General features: G+C 69.3%; 22 protein-coding genes. 8 read left to right on the forward strand and 14 right to left on the reverse strand.

Annotation, left to right across the window (positions count from 1 at the left end; genetic code table 11):
- Nucleotides 1-21 precede the first annotated feature (21 nt).
- Nucleotides 22-486: a DUF6545 domain-containing protein gene (locus tag AB5L52_RS43220; RefSeq protein ID WP_369368536.1), complete on the reverse strand. Its 465-nt coding sequence runs from the start codon at nt 484-486 to the stop codon at nt 22-24.
- Nucleotides 465-635, reverse strand: coding sequence for a hypothetical protein (locus tag AB5L52_RS43225; RefSeq protein ID WP_369368537.1), 171 nt, complete (start codon nt 633-635; stop codon nt 465-467). Before AB5L52_RS43225 ends, AB5L52_RS43220 begins: the two co-directional genes overlap by 22 nt.
- A gap of 75 nt (nt 636-710) precedes the next feature.
- Here AB5L52_RS43225 and AB5L52_RS43230 point away from each other — a divergent pair, with 75 nt between their 5' ends.
- Together AB5L52_RS43230 and AB5L52_RS43235 are read left to right on the forward strand one after the other, a co-directional pair.
- Nucleotides 711-953 carry a hypothetical protein gene (locus tag AB5L52_RS43230; RefSeq protein WP_369368538.1) on the forward strand — a complete coding sequence of 81 codons (243 nt, stop codon included), beginning with the start codon at nt 711-713 and terminating at the stop codon, nt 951-953.
- Nucleotides 950-1,987, forward strand: a complete 1,038-nt coding sequence (locus tag AB5L52_RS43235; protein WP_369368539.1) for an ABC transporter permease — start codon at nt 950-952, stop codon at nt 1,985-1,987. The genes AB5L52_RS43230 and AB5L52_RS43235 overlap by 4 nt, the downstream gene beginning before the upstream one ends.
- 243 nt (nt 1,988-2,230) lie before the next feature.
- On the opposite strand, the gene AB5L52_RS43240 is transcribed toward AB5L52_RS43235, so the two are convergent.
- The 7 genes from AB5L52_RS43240 to AB5L52_RS43270 form a co-directional block, all read right to left on the reverse strand.
- The gene (locus AB5L52_RS43240; RefSeq protein ID WP_351576526.1) at nt 2,231-2,458 is read right to left on the reverse strand and encodes a hypothetical protein; all 228 of its coding nucleotides are present in this window, start codon (nt 2,456-2,458) and stop codon (nt 2,231-2,233) included.
- A gap of 159 nt (nt 2,459-2,617) precedes the next feature.
- On the reverse strand, nt 2,618-2,797 hold the full coding sequence (locus AB5L52_RS43245) for a PLDc N-terminal domain-containing protein (RefSeq protein ID WP_351576523.1): 180 nt from the start codon (nt 2,795-2,797) through the stop codon (nt 2,618-2,620).
- Nucleotides 2,798-3,422: 625 nt separating this feature from the next.
- Nucleotides 3,423-3,986, reverse strand: a complete 564-nt coding sequence (locus AB5L52_RS43250) for a DUF1700 domain-containing protein (RefSeq protein ID WP_369368540.1) — start codon at nt 3,984-3,986, stop codon at nt 3,423-3,425.
- Between the two features lie 12 nt (nt 3,987-3,998).
- The gene (locus tag AB5L52_RS43255; protein WP_351034594.1) at nt 3,999-4,352 is read right to left on the reverse strand and encodes a PadR family transcriptional regulator; all 354 of its coding nucleotides are present in this window, start codon (nt 4,350-4,352) and stop codon (nt 3,999-4,001) included.
- A gap of 481 nt (nt 4,353-4,833) precedes the next feature.
- On the reverse strand, nt 4,834-5,112 hold the full coding sequence (locus AB5L52_RS43260) for an ATP-binding cassette domain-containing protein (protein ID WP_351034591.1): 279 nt from the start codon (nt 5,110-5,112) through the stop codon (nt 4,834-4,836).
- A 210-nt stretch (nt 5,113-5,322) separates the two neighbouring features.
- Nucleotides 5,323-5,541 (reverse strand): YceI family protein, encoded by a 219-nt coding sequence (locus AB5L52_RS43265; RefSeq protein WP_369368542.1) that lies wholly within the window; start codon nt 5,539-5,541, stop codon nt 5,323-5,325.
- A gap of 302 nt (nt 5,542-5,843) precedes the next feature.
- Complete coding sequence (locus AB5L52_RS43270; RefSeq protein ID WP_351765209.1) at nt 5,844-6,041, reverse strand: hypothetical protein; 198 nt, start codon at nt 6,039-6,041, stop codon at nt 5,844-5,846.
- Nucleotides 6,042-6,200: 159 nt separating this feature from the next.
- Between AB5L52_RS43270 and AB5L52_RS43275 the strand changes: the two genes are divergently transcribed.
- Complete coding sequence (locus tag AB5L52_RS43275) at nt 6,201-6,440, forward strand: hypothetical protein (protein WP_369368543.1); 240 nt, start codon at nt 6,201-6,203, stop codon at nt 6,438-6,440.
- Between the two features lie 2 nt (nt 6,441-6,442).
- Nucleotides 6,443-7,093, forward strand: a complete 651-nt coding sequence (locus AB5L52_RS43280) for a response regulator (protein WP_369368544.1) — start codon at nt 6,443-6,445, stop codon at nt 7,091-7,093.
- Nucleotides 7,094-7,263: 170 nt separating this feature from the next.
- Here the strand turns inward: AB5L52_RS43280 and AB5L52_RS43285 are convergent, their stop codons facing one another.
- Nucleotides 7,264-8,439, reverse strand: a complete 1,176-nt coding sequence (locus tag AB5L52_RS43285) for an epoxide hydrolase family protein (protein ID WP_369368545.1) — start codon at nt 8,437-8,439, stop codon at nt 7,264-7,266.
- Nucleotides 8,440-8,984: 545 nt separating this feature from the next.
- Here AB5L52_RS43285 and AB5L52_RS43290 point away from each other — a divergent pair.
- Nucleotides 8,985-10,067, forward strand: coding sequence for a S1 family peptidase (locus tag AB5L52_RS43290; protein WP_369368546.1), 1,083 nt, complete (start codon nt 8,985-8,987; stop codon nt 10,065-10,067).
- Nucleotides 10,068-10,575: 508 nt separating this feature from the next.
- Here AB5L52_RS43290 and AB5L52_RS43295 read toward each other — a convergent pair.
- On the reverse strand, nt 10,576-10,917 hold the full coding sequence (locus AB5L52_RS43295) for a hypothetical protein (protein WP_369368547.1): 342 nt from the start codon (nt 10,915-10,917) through the stop codon (nt 10,576-10,578).
- Nucleotides 10,918-11,441: 524 nt separating this feature from the next.
- Here AB5L52_RS43295 and AB5L52_RS43300 point away from each other — a divergent pair.
- Complete coding sequence (locus tag AB5L52_RS43300) at nt 11,442-12,740, forward strand: DUF5933 domain-containing protein (protein ID WP_351029739.1); 1,299 nt, start codon at nt 11,442-11,444, stop codon at nt 12,738-12,740.
- A 553-nt stretch (nt 12,741-13,293) separates the two neighbouring features.
- On the opposite strand, the gene AB5L52_RS43305 is transcribed toward AB5L52_RS43300, so the two are convergent.
- Entirely contained in the window at nt 13,294-13,902 is a 609-nt protein-coding gene (locus AB5L52_RS43305; RefSeq protein WP_369368548.1) for a TetR/AcrR family transcriptional regulator, read from the reverse strand.
- Nucleotides 13,903-13,948: 46 nt separating this feature from the next.
- Between AB5L52_RS43305 and AB5L52_RS43310 the strand changes: the two genes are divergently transcribed.
- On the forward strand, nt 13,949-14,413 hold the full coding sequence (locus AB5L52_RS43310) for an SRPBCC family protein (protein ID WP_369368549.1): 465 nt from the start codon (nt 13,949-13,951) through the stop codon (nt 14,411-14,413).
- A 61-nt stretch (nt 14,414-14,474) separates the two neighbouring features.
- Here AB5L52_RS43310 and AB5L52_RS43315 read toward each other — a convergent pair whose 3' ends face one another.
- On the reverse strand, nt 14,475-14,639 hold the full coding sequence (locus tag AB5L52_RS43315) for a hypothetical protein (protein WP_369368550.1): 165 nt from the start codon (nt 14,637-14,639) through the stop codon (nt 14,475-14,477).
- 223 nt (nt 14,640-14,862) lie between these two features.
- Nucleotides 14,863-16,311 carry an MFS transporter gene (locus AB5L52_RS43320; RefSeq protein ID WP_369368551.1) on the reverse strand — a complete coding sequence of 483 codons (1,449 nt, stop codon included), beginning with the start codon at nt 16,309-16,311 and terminating at the stop codon, nt 14,863-14,865.
- A gap of 24 nt (nt 16,312-16,335) precedes the next feature.
- Here AB5L52_RS43320 and AB5L52_RS43325 point away from each other — a divergent pair, with 24 nt between their 5' ends.
- A complete protein-coding gene (locus tag AB5L52_RS43325) occupies nt 16,336-16,812 on the forward strand; it encodes a MerR family transcriptional regulator (RefSeq protein ID WP_351029725.1) in 477 nt (158 codons plus the stop codon).
- The last annotated feature ends 11 nt before the right edge of the window (nt 16,813-16,823 follow it).

Below are 16,823 nucleotides of genomic sequence, written 5' to 3' on the forward strand. Positions count from 1 at the left end.
GCCGTTTGAGTGCGAGCCAACCTAGTGGCGCTCTGCGCCCGCGTCACGCCTGCCCGGGAAGTGATCACCAGGGGTACGGAAAGCGCGGGCGAGCGGGCGTTCGTAGGCGGCGGCCGGCCTCAGAAGGAACGCCTTCTCCTGGCCGAGGTTGTCGATGGGGGGACCCACGATCTCGTAGGGCTGGGGCAGTTCGGGCCCGCCCGAGACGTGAGCCCGGCAGCCCTCGCGGACGAGGCAGGCCAGGACGGTAGCCTCGCCGAGCGGTTCGGAGAGCTCGGCCGTCGCGACGTGGGAGCGTGCGGCCTGTGCGGTCGTGGTGTCGATATGGCGGTGCAAGACGAGAATCGCGTCGCGTATCTCGATCAGCTTCCGGTACATCAGGAACTGCCGGGGGAAGCCGCGCCGCAGCACCTCGCACAGGCGGCACCGGGGGGAGTTCAGTACGGCCTCGGGAACCGCGTCGATCAGTCCGCGCCACAGGGCCACAGACGCCAGATCGTCCCGGTGTCGGCCGGGGCGCGGCCCGCGGCGGCGAGGGTGGGGACGAGGACGGCCGTCGAGGTCAGCAAACACCCCAGCGGCGGCAGGAGGGGGACGACCGGTACGGCGGAGTCGGCGGGGGTGAACACCAGCACGGCGTTGGCCGCCCAGTACGGCAGGGCGAGTGCCGCTCCCAGGCCGATCGAGCTGAGGACGGAGGCAACGCGGCAGTGGCCACCGTACTGCGCGAGAGGTTCGGGCTGGAGCCGGTCGCGGACGGCGACCTGCTCCGCGTCCGCACCAGGAACGGCGCCAAACTCGTGCCGGCGCTGTGCGCCGGGCTGGACGTGCCCGTGTACGAGGTCACCGTGACCAGGCCGAGCCTGGACGACGTGTTCCTCCACCACACCGGCCGCGGCCTGGACACCGGCACCGTCGGTGCCGACCCCGTCAGCGTGGGAGCCCGGTCATGACGGCGCCCGCAACCGTACGCCTGCCGTGGCACGAGGACGGGCGTCCTTCCAAGCAGCGCGCGGGACGCCTCGCAGCCGAGTGGCGCGCCGGCCGTATGGTCTGGCGCCGAGAGATGATCCACTTCTTCCGGGACCGGACCCGAGTGGTGGTGTCACTCCTGCAGCCCCTGGTCTTCCTCTACATCCTGGGCGTCGGTCTGTCCCGCCTGGTGGCCGAGGGGTCCTCCGACAACTATCTGCTCTTCCTGTTCCCCGGCGTCCTCGTGATGGTCGCCCAGGCTCTGGCCATCTCCGTCGGCGCCTCCATCGTCTGGGACCGGCAGAGCGGCTTCCTGCGCGAGATGCTGGTGGCCCCGGTACAGCGCAGCACCCTGCTGATCGGAAAGTGCGTCGGCGGCGCAACCGTCGCCACCTGCCAGGGCGCCGTCGTCCTGGCCAGCGCCGGGCTGATCGGAGTGCCCTACCGGCCCGACCTGTTCGCCGCGCTCCTGGCCGAACTGCTGCTCGCGGCCCTGGCCATGACCCTCATGGGCGCCGTGGTCGCGGTCTCCATCCGTCGGCTCCAGACGTTCAACACCGTCCTCACCGTCCTCATCACACCGATGACCTTCCTGTCGGGCCTGATGTTCCCGGTAAGTGCGTTGCCGGCCTGGATGGCGGCGCTCACCCTGCTCAATCCCCTGACCTACGCCGTCGACATCATGCGGCGCACGGTCCTCGCCTTTCAGCCCAGCCACTCCTCCCAGCCCCGGTTCGACTCCTTCAGCTGGGCGGGCTGGCACGTTCCCTCCGCCATCGCCGTTGCCGTGGTCGCCGCGTTCTGCGCGACAACACTGATCGTGGCTGTCCACCGCCTCTCCCTCACGGACCGACGTGTGTCCGTAAGGTTCCTCACCTCCTGTGGCACGCCGAACTACCGGAGCGAACAAACGGAGATCGAATTGGCTGTTCGCCTGTTCGCCTGTTCGTCAGGAATGTCACCGACATCGACGACGAGAATCAGCGCCAAGTCGCTGAAGCAGGGCCGCCCGTGATGGTTGGTCGGCTGCGACAACGAGCGCGCGTTCAACGACGGTTACACCGCGCTGAGCCACCGCCGACACCATCCGCGACCGGCTGACCCGATCCGGCCTCGCTATCGAGGACACTTCGCGCCGACGGACCAGACCACACCACTCGCTGTTCGCTGCACGACCGGCATGCTCTATTGCGGCCGCTGATGATGGAAGTCGGCGCCGCCCAAGAGAACTACCGAAAGATCTCCGACTCAGGACACGCTAGCCCTTCTTCTGTTTGTACAGTTCGAGGTCCCTGTTGACGAACAGATGGACATAGCCGCAGTTCCAGCAGATCAGGCCGGTTGCCGACTCGTTTGCCCATCCCAAGTTCATGAACTCCATGCCGGAACTGTTGAGCTTCACCTGCCGGTCCCTGAAGAGGTCTCCCTGACAGAAGTTGCACTTGATCCACACGCCCCCGAGAGCCGCGCGAACTGGTTTGGCCATGTCTCCACCTTTCCTGTTCCTATGAACCGCCGCAGCGGCGAACCGTCCCGCACACAGATTGCGTGGCGGGCAGCGTAATCAGGCCCCGGGCGCGGCCATGCCACGGCATGAGCCCAGTGACCACCCGATCACGAAGACAGCATGGTGCCCCTCCTGGAGTCAGGCGATGCCTGGCCGGCGCTCGGCGTTGCGGCGACCGATGAGGAACCAGAGCAGGCTCCCGAGGTAAGGGGCCAACAAGGCGAAAGCGAGCCAGACCAGCACCTTCCCGCCGGTGAGGTCGGACCTGACGATGCTGAGCAGAGCGCCGAAGAACAATGCGAGAGCGCCGAGGGTCACAGCAGCTCCTGCGCCTGCGATCATGATGTCTCCCGTAGGAGCCAGGGCCATTTGGTGTGCGAGCTGTGACTGCATCGTTCTCTCCTCTTGCTGCGGGGGGACTCTCAGAGTTGGTCGGTCGGGCTGGGCATGTGGTGACCGGTGGTGAGGGCGAGCGGCGCACCAGGTGTGTGGCTGGAGGTGGGAGGCGGATACCCACTTGTGCGGGAGCCGCCGGTCACAGCCACCGGTGCCGGTGCCTGTCGGTCGGACAGAGCCTCGGCAGCAGCAGGAACGTGTGCGGGGTTACCGGGTCGGCCCCGAGGCTGTACGCCATCTCCTGGTGGATCCCCTGGCCCGCGATCTCGATCAGCGCGGAGGGGTTGGTGGCCGAAGAGGTGACGTCGACGAAGACCGTCCCAGCGGCGAAGGGAAGCGCCGCGCCCCCGCCGATGTATGTGAGCAGCAGGACAGGACCGCGATGACCGGGGTCAGTGGCACGATGCCGGTGACGTCCAGCAGGAGCGCGATGAGACGGCGGCCGAAGGTCACCGTGCCGGCGGCGAGCGGGGCGAGCACGAACAGCACGAAGGCCGGCGCGGGGAAGAGCAGCGCGGCCGTACCGATCGGCAGCAGCAGATCTGCGTCATGCCGGCCGGCTCGCCGCCCTCAGCAGATGGACGCCGACGGCGGCCGGGAGTGCCACGACGGCCAGGGTGAACGGGATGAACAACGCTCCGACGCCGAGGTTCACCGCGCCCGCGGGGAGCACCCACTGCGACGCCGCGAACAGCGGCGGCACGAGGGCAGCTGCCGTCGCGGTCGCCTTGTCCCGGGAGCGCCACTGCGGCGCGACCCACAGCCACCAGATTGCGCCGATCAAGGCAAGGAGGCCCAGCGGAGGGGTGAAGACCGTCAGGGGTCCGGTCACCGCAAGCAGTACCAGCATGGCCAGGATGCGCATCCGGCTCGCCTGCGGAGCGGGGCGCTCCTCACCGAGCGCGGTCGCCGCGATCGTGCGCGGGTCGCCGAGGCGTGCGAGCACGGCGCGGACCTCGTCGTCGCCGGAGGTGGACTCCTCGAGCGCCACGGCGATGTGCTCCTCGAGGTCGGCCAGCAGTTCGTTGCGGCGTTCCGGGCTGAGTCCGGCCGTCTCGCGCGTCACGGTAGCCAGGTAGTGCTTTACCAGCGGGTGCTCGGTGATCGTCACGATGGTGTCCTGTCAGTCGGTGATGAAGTGGTCGACCGCGTCACGGAAGTGCGGCCAGATGGCGGTGAACTCCTTCAGCGCCGCATGCCCCGACGGCGTCAGCTCGTAGTAGCGCCGGGGCGGCCCGCTGGGGGACTCCTGCCAGCGGGTCTCCACCAGTCCGTCACGGCGTAGCCGTGACAGCAAGGGGTAGATGGTCCCCTGGCTTGTGACCATGCCGTTCACCGCGCCGAGGGTTTCGAGCAGCTCCACGCCGTAGCGCGGTCCCTCCCGCAGGATCGCGAGCACGCAGTACTCCAGCACTCCCTTGCGGAGCTGGCTCTCCGCCTTGCCCGCGACAGGCTTACCTGCAATGTCAGGTTCCATGCATTGCACAGTACCTGGTTATCTCCAGACATCCAAAGGTGATGTCGGTAGGGTCCGGTATGTGCCTGGCGGATCTCGGCTCACCCACGCGGGCAGCCGAGCCCCTGAAGGCGCTCGCTGCACCCATTCCGGGCCGGGACGTCCCTTACGCGGCCTTGAGCCGCTTGACCCAGGTGATCGGCTGCTGCTGGCGGGGCCGTCACGCAGACGGCTTGACACGATCAGTGAGATTGCTCTCCGGCGTGCGCTCCGGCGCGCCGTGGCTCCGCCAGGTCAGGCGCAGACAGACGTCCTGAAGGCTCGGCCGGTCGACCGTCAGCCCGGCGAGCACGGTGTCGCGGTGCAAGGCCCAGGGTCGCGGGGGTGCCCTCGGCCACGATCCGTCCGTCGGCGATCACCGCCACCCGGTCGGCCAGCTCCTGGGCCTCGTCCACGCAGTGGGTGGTGAGGAGAACGGTGGTTCCCCAGGGGCCCGCAGGTTTTACGGCTCGACAGCAATGTCCTGCAACATCAGCCCGGTCTGCTCGCGCAGGGTGCGCCCGGTGGCCTTCTCACCCGGGTCCAGACCGAGCACGTCGACCCGTGCCAAGTCGTGGCCCCGAAAGCCCTCCAGGATCTCGGTGGTGATCGTCTTGCCCGCTCCGTTGCGGCCGAGCAGCGCGAAGATCTCCCCGTGCTCGACGGTGAAGCTCACCCCGCGTACCGCCCACACCGTGCCGTACCGCTGGTGCAGGCCCTGCGCCACGACCGCGTCAGCCATGGGCGTCTCCCGACGCCCTGCGTGCTGGTGTCACACGCGGACGCAACGGATCTCCAACGTCAGGTCGAGATGCCGCCCGGCCATGCCACGGGACGCCGTCACACCGAACTCGGTGCGGTGGACCCGCGTGGTGGCACGGACGGTAGGCATCCGCGAGCACGTCGCAGTGCACGATCGAAAGGCCGGCCGGCCGGGAGACACCGCATACGGTCAGGGTGCCGGCGATCGTAGTGGCGCCCACCCGGTCGGAGGCGAAGTGATCAGCGGGTACCGGTCGGTGTCCAGGAACTTCGCCGACCGTACGGTGGCGTCTCGCCGGGCGTTGCCCGTACGGAGACTCACCGCGTCGATCTCCGCGTGCACTCTCGACCCGGAGGGCGGCTCGGTCACTTCGACGGTGCCGCCGCGGATCGCGAAGGTGCCGCGCACCGGCAGAAGGCCGAAGAGGTATCAGCTCTTGAACGAGAGCGACGAACTGTCTGTGTCGATCGTGTAGCGACCGAGCCTGGGAGTCATCGTGACGGTGTTACCTGTCGTATCCATACGCCCGTTCCATGGCGGTGGGCGTGCCGCGCGGCAGGGCGAGCGGTCGGTACGTCACCAGACCAAGGTTTGGTCACGAGGTCTGGCACACGACTTTCGTAGGGTCCGCCCGAGGACATGACGATCGCGACCGCCTTCGTGTTGCTCGACACCGGCCTGGCATTGGTCGGCGGCACCTGGTGGCCCGCTCACCCCGGAACCCTGGCCTGGGCCGTGCTGGGCGTGCAGGCGCTCGCCTGCGCCTCGCTCGCCATCCGCCGCAGCGCCCCGCTGCTCGTCGTCGGTGTGCTCGGCGCGTTCGTGCTCGCGGTGACGCTGCTGATCTCACCGGCGGGGGTGCTGACGCCGGCGCACCAGGGGAACGTGCGGGCTCCTCTCGCCACCATGCCGGCCGCCTATGGCCCGCTCTTCTACCGACCAGACCCCGTCGGCGGCGGGCTTCGCCGACCTGGTCGCCGAGTCCGTCACGGTGGGGATACCGACCGAGCTGATCGAGGAAGCGGGGCACTGACCAACGTACGCAAGCACGCTCCCGGCGCCCGCGCGTGCGCGTGCGGGTGGAGTACGACAACGCACACGTGCGCCTGACGGTACGTAACACGCCACCGAGCGAAAGACCTCGCAGCGCCCTCGCCGGCACCGGCTCCGGTCTGGGAATCGCGCATCTGCGGCAGCGCATCGAGCTTGTGCATGGCACATTGCGTGCCGGACCTTGTTCCGACGGCGGGTTCAGCGTCGAGGCGACGCTGCCCGCCTACGTCCCGACCTCCGAATCGGCGGTGTGAGCGTGGCCCGGGTAGCGGTGGTGGACGACGAGCCCATGGTGTGCGGGTTCCTGCGCACCATTCTCGGGTCGGCACCGGACATCGAGGTCGTCGACGAGGCGCACGACGGCGTCGCCGGCGTCGAGGCGGTACGGCGCAGCCGCCCGGACATCATTCTGATGGATTTGCGCATGCCGGGCATGGACGGTCTGACTGCGATCGAGCACATCAACGCCCTTGCCGACCCGCCGAACATCGTGGTGCTGACCACCTTCGACGCCGACCAGTACGTGCTGCGTGCGCTGCGGGCCGGGGCGACCGGCTTCCTGGTGAAGTCCACCCCGCCGGAGGAGCTGATCAGTCTCGGGCGGGCGGCCGCCCAAGGGAACACCGTCCTCTCGCCCTCCGCCGCGCGCCGGCTCATCGCCGCGTCGACGGACAGCCTCTCGGCCCGCGACCGCGCCCGCGAACCGGTCGCCTCGCTGACCGAGCGGGAGGTCCAAGTGCTGGCCGGTCTCGGCGAGGGCCTGTCGAACGCGCAGATCGCCGCCCGGCTGTACCTCTCCGAGGCCACGATCAAGGGCTGTGTCTCGCGGACGCTCGACAAACTGGGCTGCGTCATTCGGACCCAGGCCGGCCTTCTCGCCCACGACACGGGGATCGCCGAGGCCTAGCTCGTCCCTGCCGCACAGCGCACCGGACCGGCTGCTGATGCATGGCCGCATCGAGGGTGCCCTGCACACGCCGAGCGGAGCGGTCACGGTCCCTGGAGCTGCGCCCGGCCGACGGCGGCGCCGCAGGTACCGAGCCGGTCGCCGCGCGCTGGACCCAGACCCGCGTCCCCTCAGCCCGTCGCCGCCGTGCGGTAGGGGCGGAAGAACGCGCGGAGTTCCTCTGCGTAGAGTTCGGGCTCCTCGAACGGTGCGAAGTGCCCGCCGCGCGCGGGTTCGGTCACGCGCACGACGTTCGTCATGCGTTCGAGCCAGGCCCGGGGCGGGCGGACGACGTCACCGGGGAAGAGGGAGAAGCCGGACGGCACCTCGACCCGGCGGGCGTGCTGCGCGGCCGGGATCGCGGCGTTCGCGCGGTACATGCGCATCGACGAGCCGATCGTCCCCGTCAGCCAGTACAGCGTGACGTTCGTGAGGATCTCGTCCTTGGTGAAGCTCCGCTCGACGTCACCGTCACAGTCGCTCCACGCCCGGAGCTTCTCGACGAGCCACGCGGCGAGCCCGGCCGGCGAGTCGGTGAGCCCGACGGCGGCGGTCTGGGGCTTCGTGCGGTGCACGGCGGCGTAGGCGCCTTCGGTCGCGCCCCAGGCCGCGGCGCCCTTGAGCCAGGCGCGTTCCTCGGGCGTGAGGTCCGCCGGGTCGCCGGTGAAGACGGGCAGGCCCGCGTCCATGCGGTGGACGGCCACGACCCGGTCGGGGTGGTCGAGCGCGAGGTAGCGGCTGACGTGGCTGCCCAGGTCCCCGCCCGCCGCGCCGAACCGCGGGTAGCCGAGGAGGCTCATGAGGTCGGCCCAGAGGCCGGCGACAGCGAGGGCGTCGAGCGTGGGGCCTGTGGGGCGGTCGGAGTAGCCGTAGCCCGGCATGTCGGGTACGACCACGTCGAACGCGTCGGCGGGGTCGGCGCCGTGTGCGCCGGGGTCGGTCAGGAGCGGGATGACTTTCGTGTAGCGCCAGAAGGAGTCCGGCCAACCGTGGCCGAGGATCAGCGGAAGGACGGGCCCGGCCGGGGTGGCGGCCCGGACGTGCACGAAGTGGGTTCCCAGGCCGCGGAGGGGCACGCGGAAGCGGGGGAGCCGGGCGAGCGTGGCTTCCTGCGTCGGCCAGTCGAACTCCTCGGCCCAGTAGGTGACGAGTTCCCGGAGGTAGGAGAGGTCGGTGCCGAGCGACCACCCGGCGTCCTCGGGCGTATCCGGCCAGCGCGTCGCGCGCAGCCGTGCACGCAGGTCTTCGAGCGCCGCAGGAGCGGCCTGCGGGGTGAACGGTTCGGGGCGGGGCGGCGCGTCCGGCATGACACCCACGCTACCGCCCGCGCCGCGCCGCTAGACCAGACGCGCTGAGCAGGTCCGAGCCGACCGCTTCAGGCCCACCGGCCCCGAGGTGTCCTGCGGTACGGCTCAGGGCGTCACCGGGTCGCTCTGCGGTGAACCCTGCCGACGTCTGTCCCGAGGCGATGACTTGGTGTCGTGTCAGGTCATCGGTCGGTCAAGAGAGGGCCAAAAGGAGGACGTCTGGTTAGAATTCGGGACGGAGTAGTTGCGTACCGATCATCCATGGGTAAACCGAGCGTGGACGGCGGGCGCGGTGGCAGGCATCGTGCGTGACGCCGGGCGTCGGAGCGGGGGCGCGGAGTGCGGAGACGGCAGCGGTCCCTGACTGTCCGTCATGCCAGCCGCCCCGCCGGATCCCTTGCTCGTCGCGGCGGGAGCACGTGGCCACATTCGTCGGCGTTTGGCATGGGCACGTCCGATCCTTGGGGGCCGGGCGCCCCCATGCCCGTCATCCCTCCGGCCCCGGCCCGTCGAGTGGACGGGGCAACCCCCACTGGAGGCTTCACATGGCGCAACGCCGAACAACTCTCACCACCCGGGCGCTCACCGGAGCGAGCGTCGTGGTCCTCACGGCCGGCGCGGCCCTGCTTCCCGGCGCCGGCTCCGCCACGGCCGCCCTCGCTTCTGCTGCGCCCAAGCCGGACGCGACCCAGGCCGCATCCACCGCGGCCCTCGTCGCACAGCTGGGCGACCGCGCCGCCGGTTCCTACTACGACGCCGCGGCCCGTCACTTCGTCGTCAACATCACCGATTCCTCCGCGGCCGACCAGGTGCGCGGCACCGGTGCCGTCCCGAGAACTGTGCGCTACTCCACCACTCAACTCCGCGGTGTCCTGAGCACGTTGACGCAGCGGGCCCGGATCGCCGGTACCGCGTGGGCGATCGATCCTCGTAAGGACAAGGTGGTCGTGACCGTCGACCCGACGGTCACGGGCGCCAAGCGCACCCGACTCAACACCGTGGTCAAGTCGCTCGGCGACAGGGTCGTAGTCCGTCGGGCCGCGACCGCGTTCAAGCCGCTCATCGCGGGCGGCGACGCGATCTGGGGCAGCAGTGTGCGCTGCTCCCTCGGGTTCAACGTGTCCGTGAACGGCGCGCCGTACTTCCTCACCGCCGGTCACTGCGGGAACGCGTCCTCGACGTGGTCCGACTCGCAGGGCGGCAGGGAGGTGGCTCAGACCGTCAACTCGCACTTCCCCGGCGCCGACTACGCCCTGGCCCGGTACGACGACGCGAACAGTGACCACGCCAGCGTCGTCGACCTCCACAACGGCGGTAGCCAGCAGATCACCCGCGCCGCCGATGCCTACGTGGGTGAGTCGGTCCAGCGCAGTGGCAGTACCTCGGGCGTCCACGGCGGGACGGTCAACGGGCTCGATGCGACCGTGAACTACGAGGAGGGTTCGGTCTCCGGGCTCATCGACACCGACGTGTGTGCCGAGCCGGGCGACAGCGGCGGTGCGCTCTTCGACGGCGACGCGGCCATCGGGCTGACCTCGGGCGGCAGCGGCGACTGCTCCTCCGGCGGAGAGACCTTTTTCCAGCCGGTGCCGACGGCAGTGAGCGCGGAGGGCGCCAGCCTGCCGTAACGGGAGGCTGCCCGGTCTTCGGTGACCGGAGGCTGTCCGGCATTCCCAGCCGACTCCGCATGCCGGGCCGAGCAGGCGTCCGCGCCCCGCCGGGGCCGCCTGGCGTGCGGGTCGGTCATGATCACGTTCGGGAAGGGGAGCGGGAGTCCGGAATCGGTCGGGGCGTCCAGCGGCCCCTGGTGCAGGTGGGCCTCGAACCTCACTTCGCCGCCCCGCTCACCCGCGCCACACTTACGGCTGGCCCCGGTCAGGAGTCCTCGACGAGGCGGATCACCGCGTTCGGACACAGCGCCGCCGCGAACCGGGCGGAGGCGTGCAGTTCGGGTGGTGGCTGACTGTCGCCCGAACGATCGAGGCGGGATCCTCCCGCAGCACCTTCAGCTGTCCGGGGTGGCACAGCAGGGCACAGGCGCCGAGTGCCAGCATGTTCGCCGTGGTCTCGTGGCCGGTGACCCGCAGCAGTCGCCCGAACCCGGCGAGCTCTTCGTCACTCAGCGCGATGCCGGGGCTACTCTGATCCTCGCCCGCGAGCACCCGGCTGAGCAGGGGCGTCGTCGCGATGCTCCGGAGGGTCCAGGGAGATCGGCATGCCCGCGCGCGCCTTGGGGGCCTCCGGGCGGAGCGCGGTCTGCCGTACGGGCGAGGAGGCGCGCATTCGGTCCGAGCTGAACCGGTCGTCCGCGAGTACGGCACGCACGTCCTCGCGCCGGGTGAGCAACCAGCCCATCTTCCCGTCCGGGAAGGCCAGCCTGCTGACCGGTCCCTGCTCACGCAGTCGCTCGTACTCCCGCGAAGGGTCGAAAGGGCAGCCGCGGTGCGTCGGCAGTGGCGCGGCCGCGGGCTGGAGCACGCGCACGACCGTATTCCTCCACCCGGCCTTCGTCGACTCCCGGAGCCGCTTGTCCCTCGCACCGGATCGAGAGCCGCACTGCCAGGGTAAAACAACCCGTTCATCTGGAACGCTTCTCGCCGGGAAGGCCTCTCTACAGCCGGAACAGTGCATTGCGGAGCTTGAAGGGGAGAGGGTGTCGTCATCGCTGAGCTTCGCCGTCGCGGTGCGACGGCCGGGGTGCATACGGACCCGGCTGCGGACGCTGGAGCAACGGTCCAGGAACGACGGACCTACGCCCCACCCTTGACCGGTGAAATCCACCCGCACGGTTCCGATACCATGATCGACCCCACGACGGGCGCCCTCATCGCCCGTCCTTCACGTGAGGACTGAAGACCAAAGCCATCCGGTACGAAGAGCGACCTGTCTCATAGATCTAGCATCCAGAAAATCGGCCAAACAAATTGATACCCATAGCATCACGGTTTTTTTCGCGAACAAATTGCAGAATTGATTTCGCCGCGTGGCGTCGACCACGGGTGATGCTGTGGGTTATGGCGGGTGCGGTGACCCTCGGGTTCCTCATCGCCCTGGAGATCGCCGCGCGTCGGTACGGCCTGCCCGGGCCGATCACCAATCAGGTGCGAGAGCTCGTATTCCCGCCCAAGTCGGGTTTCCTGTTGTACGCCGGTATGGCGTTGCTGATGGTCGTGCTCACCTGGCGGCAACGGTTCATTGCCGCCGGCGTCGCCATCGGTATCGACGTCGTCTTCCTGCTGGTGCGGTGGGCGCTCGACATCAGGGTGACCGAGGGCCATCCCTTCGGCAACGGCGCGTTGTGGGTGGTTCTGGGATGTGCGGTCATCGCTGTCACCCGCCGCACGGGCCAGGAACGTGTCCTGCTGCTGAAGGGCGTCGGGCTGGCCCTGCTGCTGGTGGCCGGCCGCAAGACCGGCGACGCCTGGCTGCTCATCACGTCGAAGACCCGTCCGGCGGTGCTCGACCCGTACGTGGCAACCGTCGACCATGCGCTGGGCAACCCCTCGTGGCTGGCAGGCCGGATGGTCAGGGCCACCGGCCCGATCGGCGCCCATGTTCTCGACTTCGTCTATGTTCAGCTTGCGGTGGCCGCGGTCGTCGTCGCGCTGTACCAACTGCGGAATGTGGCGGTCGAGCGCCGCTTCCCGCGTCATCATCTGGTGCGCACCTTTCTGGCGATCGGCCTCCTCGGCCCGGGCATCTACATGATCTTCCCGGTGGTCGGACCGATCTTCACCTACGGCCCCGGCGCCTTCGGCACCGGCGGCGGGCACTGGGCGCTGGCGAACCTGTGGCCGGACACACCGCCGCCGATCGATGCCCCGCACCAGATGACGTTCGACGAGATGACCCCGCGCAACTGCATGCCCAGCCTCCACACGGCATGGGCCACCACGATTTTCCTCCATTCCCGCAAGGGTCCACGAATTCTCCGATACGCGGGCACTTTTTGGCTGACAGCAACGCTCGGCGCAACGCTGGGATTCGGCTACCACTACGGCGCCGATCTCATTGCCGGCGTGGTGTTCGCGCTCACGATCGAGGCAGCCCTGCGTTCTCTCGCGCGCGGCTGGGATCGGTCCGGAATCCAATTGGTGGCTCACGGCGCAACGGTGTTCGCCGCGCTCCTGGTGTCGTACCGCTATCTGCCGACGAAGATGGCCGAACACCCCTGGGTGTTCGGACCCCTGCTCATTCTGGCGATGGCCTCAGTGGTCCACGGCTACATACGAACCACCAGACAGTGGGAACCGACGACTGCACCAGCGCCGCAACCGGAGCCGCAACCCGAACCCGTTTGAGCCATGGCGCATCGGGAGGTGCGAGCTCGGCGGACTCGTAGAGCACGTGACTTTGCGTCAGTGCTTAGCGATGGGTCCCCGGGAACCGCTCATCGCTCACGTACCAGCGAACGACTTGACCATCGCCACGACGAACGCCGCCCGTGAACTACTTCACGGGCGGCGTCGTCCGTTGTTTCAGGGGGCCGATCCAGGCATGGGGGGCGGCCGGTAGGCGCCGGCAGCGCCTCGCTGGTCGTGGCCACCGACAGCCCGCGTGCGCCGGACCGAAAGTGACGGTCGGGATCTGCGCGTACTTGTGGCTCTTGGCGTGCGGGCACAGGGCGAAGCCTTGGGCCCGCGAAGCCTCGGTCAACCGCGAGATGTTCCTGTCCAGCACATCCACATCGACCACGAGCGCCGGCGTAGCCAGCCCATCGGGCAGCAGTATCGCCGTCTCTTGCCTCCCGCCACGGAACACATCCAGATGGTCATGACAGGTTGGCGGACCGGGTCGCAGGGCCATGGCCCCAGGCCACAGGCACCCATCGAGACGACCGCCAAAGCGGCTGGGTCACTCCGAGCCGTAGTACAGCCGGAGGAATTCCTCCATCGCCGCGTCGACGCCGGCGCGGTCGCCGGTGGCGAGCAGGTCGAGCAGCAGACCACGGACGGTGGCGAGTCCCAGCCTGGCGCGGTTGTGGGCCGTGGCGGGGTGTACCCCTGCGGCCGTTTCGGCGGCCACGAGCGGCTCCAGCCAGTCCGTCACGAGTCCGTCGAGGATCGGGAGGGCCTCGGGGCGGCCTCGCAGCGCGTGTCCGCAGATCTCGAAGAAGAGCCGCTCCTGACCGGCCAGTCGAGAGTCCGTCAAGTGCTGCCAGAGCAGCCGCGCGACATCGGCGGGCGAGCGGCCGGGCTCCAGGCGGAGCCGGGACAGCAGATCACGCTGACGCCGTTCCGAGGTCCGGACGATCTCGACGAGCAGCTGTTCCTTGGAACCGAAGTAGTGGATCAGCATGCGGTGACTGACGCCGATCGCGGCGCCCAGGCGGCGCAGGCTCAGGTCCGCGATGCCGTGTGCTGCGACGTGGTCGACGGCCGCGTCCAACAGCTGGGCACGCCGGTCCCTGTCCGCACCCTGCGTTGCCTCGCCCTTGCGATGCGGGTCATCCGTATTCACCACACCACGAGTGTACCAATTGGTACAACTCGCATGTACCGTGTGGTACATGAAGTCTGTCACCGTGTCGATCGACGTACCGCAGACGCCCGAGCAGGTCTACGACTTCCTCGATGTCATGGCTCACCACGAGCGATTCACCAACCACTACCTGACCGACTGGCGGTACAGCGGCCCCAGCCGCGGCATCGGATCGTGCGCCATGGTCACCGCAGCGCTGGGCGGCACGAAGACCGACGTCACCATCGAGGTCGTCGAGGCCGAGGCGCCGCGGCGCATCGTGGAACGCAATGTCAGCGCGGCCGGCCGGAGGCTGGCCAACGGCGTCTACACCATCGAACCGCTGGCGGCCGGCGGGAGCCGCGTGTCGTTCACCTACACCTGGACGCGTGCCCCTCTCGCCGACCGACTGCTGGCACCTGCCGTCCGGGCCACGATGCGGCGCGCCAACCGCACGGTCATGCGGCGCCTGGCCGCCGAGCTCGCTCGCCACGTGTCCGCTGCCGGAGCCTGACGGAGGCACGTCTCGACCCCGGCGTCCGCCCCTTTCACTGACTTGTCTCTTGGGCCCGTTGTCAGCGGTGGCTGGTAGCGTCGGTGGGCACGGACAGTGTTGAACTGGCGAAGGACTGCAGGGACTTCGGCCGCTTGGTGGCCGCGGTGGCGAGGAGGCCGGCGAGCGCGCCTGCGGACTGGGTCGAGTGGGAGTCGAAGTGCCGGATCGCCGGTGACGTATTCACAGGTACGGGGCACCTGATCGTCCCCGCGAACGCGTACGCGTCCGCCGCCACCAGCCCCACCGGCACAAATGCAACCACACCCGCCGCGACACCCCCCAGCCGCAGCCCCGCCACGCAACCCACCGCCACCGCCACAGCCCCGTCCAGGCCCCGGCCCAGCGGCCCCGCTCACCCAGCCCGTCCGCGATGGCACATGTCTACGACACCACTCGCAACTCCCGCCTCACGACTGGGCCTCGACCATCACGCCCGCGCGTTCGGCCGTGCGGCGTGCCCAAGGGGTGGAGCTGAGCGCGCCGAGGGTCAGGATGCCCGTGCCGAGGACGAGGATCATCCACCACACGCCACGCGTCGCGCTCGTGAACGCCGTTCCGCCCCTGGCGATCTCCGGGCCGACGACGGTCCCGGAGATCGCGACGCCCAGCGTCATGCCGGCCTGGCGGCCGGTGGAGGCCAGTGAGCCGGCCAGCCCGGCCATCGAGCGGGGCATCCCGGAGATCGCCGAGTTGGTGATCGGCGGGTTGATCGTGCCGAGGAAGACGCCGAACAGCAGGTAGATCGCCAGCGCGGCCGGCAGGGGAGTATCCGGCCTCAGCCATAGCGATGCGGCGCCGCCGAGGGCCAGGGCGGTCCCGGCCACCACGAGCGGCAGCAGAGGACCGCGCTCGCCGACCAGGCGCCCGGTGAGCGGTGATATCAGCAGGACCGGCAGCCCGACCGGGAGCAGGCACAGCCCCGCCGTCACCGGCGGCAGGCCACGCACGTCCTGCAGGTACTGGGTGGTCACGAACAGGAACGCGCCGAAGCCGCACATGGCGAACAGCGCCATCACGATCGCCGAACCGAACGGGACGCTGCGGAAGAGGCGCAGTTCCAGGAGCGGGTCGGGGCGCCGGGGTTCGTAGCCGAGGATGCCCGCCACGCCGAGCGCTGCGACGGCGAGCAGACCGACGATGACCGGCGAGGTCCAGCCGAGCGACCTGGACTCGATGATCGCGTACACGACACTGCCCAGGACCAGGACCATCAGCGCCTGCCCGACCGGGTCGAACCGGCGTGCCCGGGCGGCGCGGGACTCGGGCACGAACAGCGCGGCGCACACGATCGCCACGGCCACGATGGGGACGTTGATCCAGAAGACCGACCGCCAGCCGAAGGCGTCGACCAAACCACCGCCGAGGATGGGGCCGAGCGCCAGCGCCAGCCCGGACATCGAGGCGAAGACGCCTATGGCCCGGGCCCGTTCGGCGGCATCTGTGAAGGTGTTCGCGACGATCGCCATGGCCACCGGGTTGAGCATGGTCCCGCCGACCGCCTGCAGCACACGCGCCGCGATCAGCCAGTCGATGCCCGGCGCCAGTCCGCACAGCAGCGACCCGAGGCCGAAGGCCGCGAGACCGGCCTGGAAGACGCGCCGTCGGCCGACCCGGTCGGCGGTCGAGCCGGCCAGCACGAGGAACCCGGCCAGCACCAGAGTGTAGGCGTCGACCGTCCACTGCAGGCCGGACTCCGAGGCGCGCAGGTCGCGGCCCATGGTGGGAAGCGCGACGTTGACGATGGAAATGTCCATCACGACCACGACGATGCTGATGCAGCAGATCGCCAGCACCAGGGACTTGTGGCGCGGGCTCAGTTGGGGAGCAGCTGCGGGAGAGAGCACTGATGAACTCATGGCCACGACGCTAGAATTTAGAGCGTGCTCGAAATCAAATCGCAGCCAGTATCCGGCGCCGTTAAGTCGAAGACGGACTTCGGCGCCGTGCCCGCGGAGGGCGTGCCCATCGCCGAGGCGGCCCGTCGTACCGGGGTGAGCGTGCACACGCTTCGGTACTACGAGCGCGCGGGCCTGGTCATCAGTCCTGTCGACCGTACGAGCGGAGGTCGCCGCCGGTACCGTGAACTCGACCTGAAGTGGATCGTCATCTGCACCAAACTGCGCGCCACCGGCATGCCTATCAGGGGCATCCGTGAGTACGCCGAACTGGTCGCCGCGGGGTCCGGCAACGAGGCGGAACGGCTCGCTCTCCTGGAAGCCCACCGCGCGGACATCCTGGCCAGGCTCGCGGAGATCACAGAGAACCTGAAGATGATCGACCGCAAGATCGAGGTCTACCGTGGAAGCATGGCCGCAGGCGAGGCCGACCAACTCTGGGCACCCGTCAGTTCGCCTTGAGAACCGCTCTT

Source organism: Streptomyces sp. CG4 (assembly GCF_041080655.1).
Classification (GTDB): Bacteria; Actinomycetota; Actinomycetes; order Streptomycetales; family Streptomycetaceae; genus Streptomyces.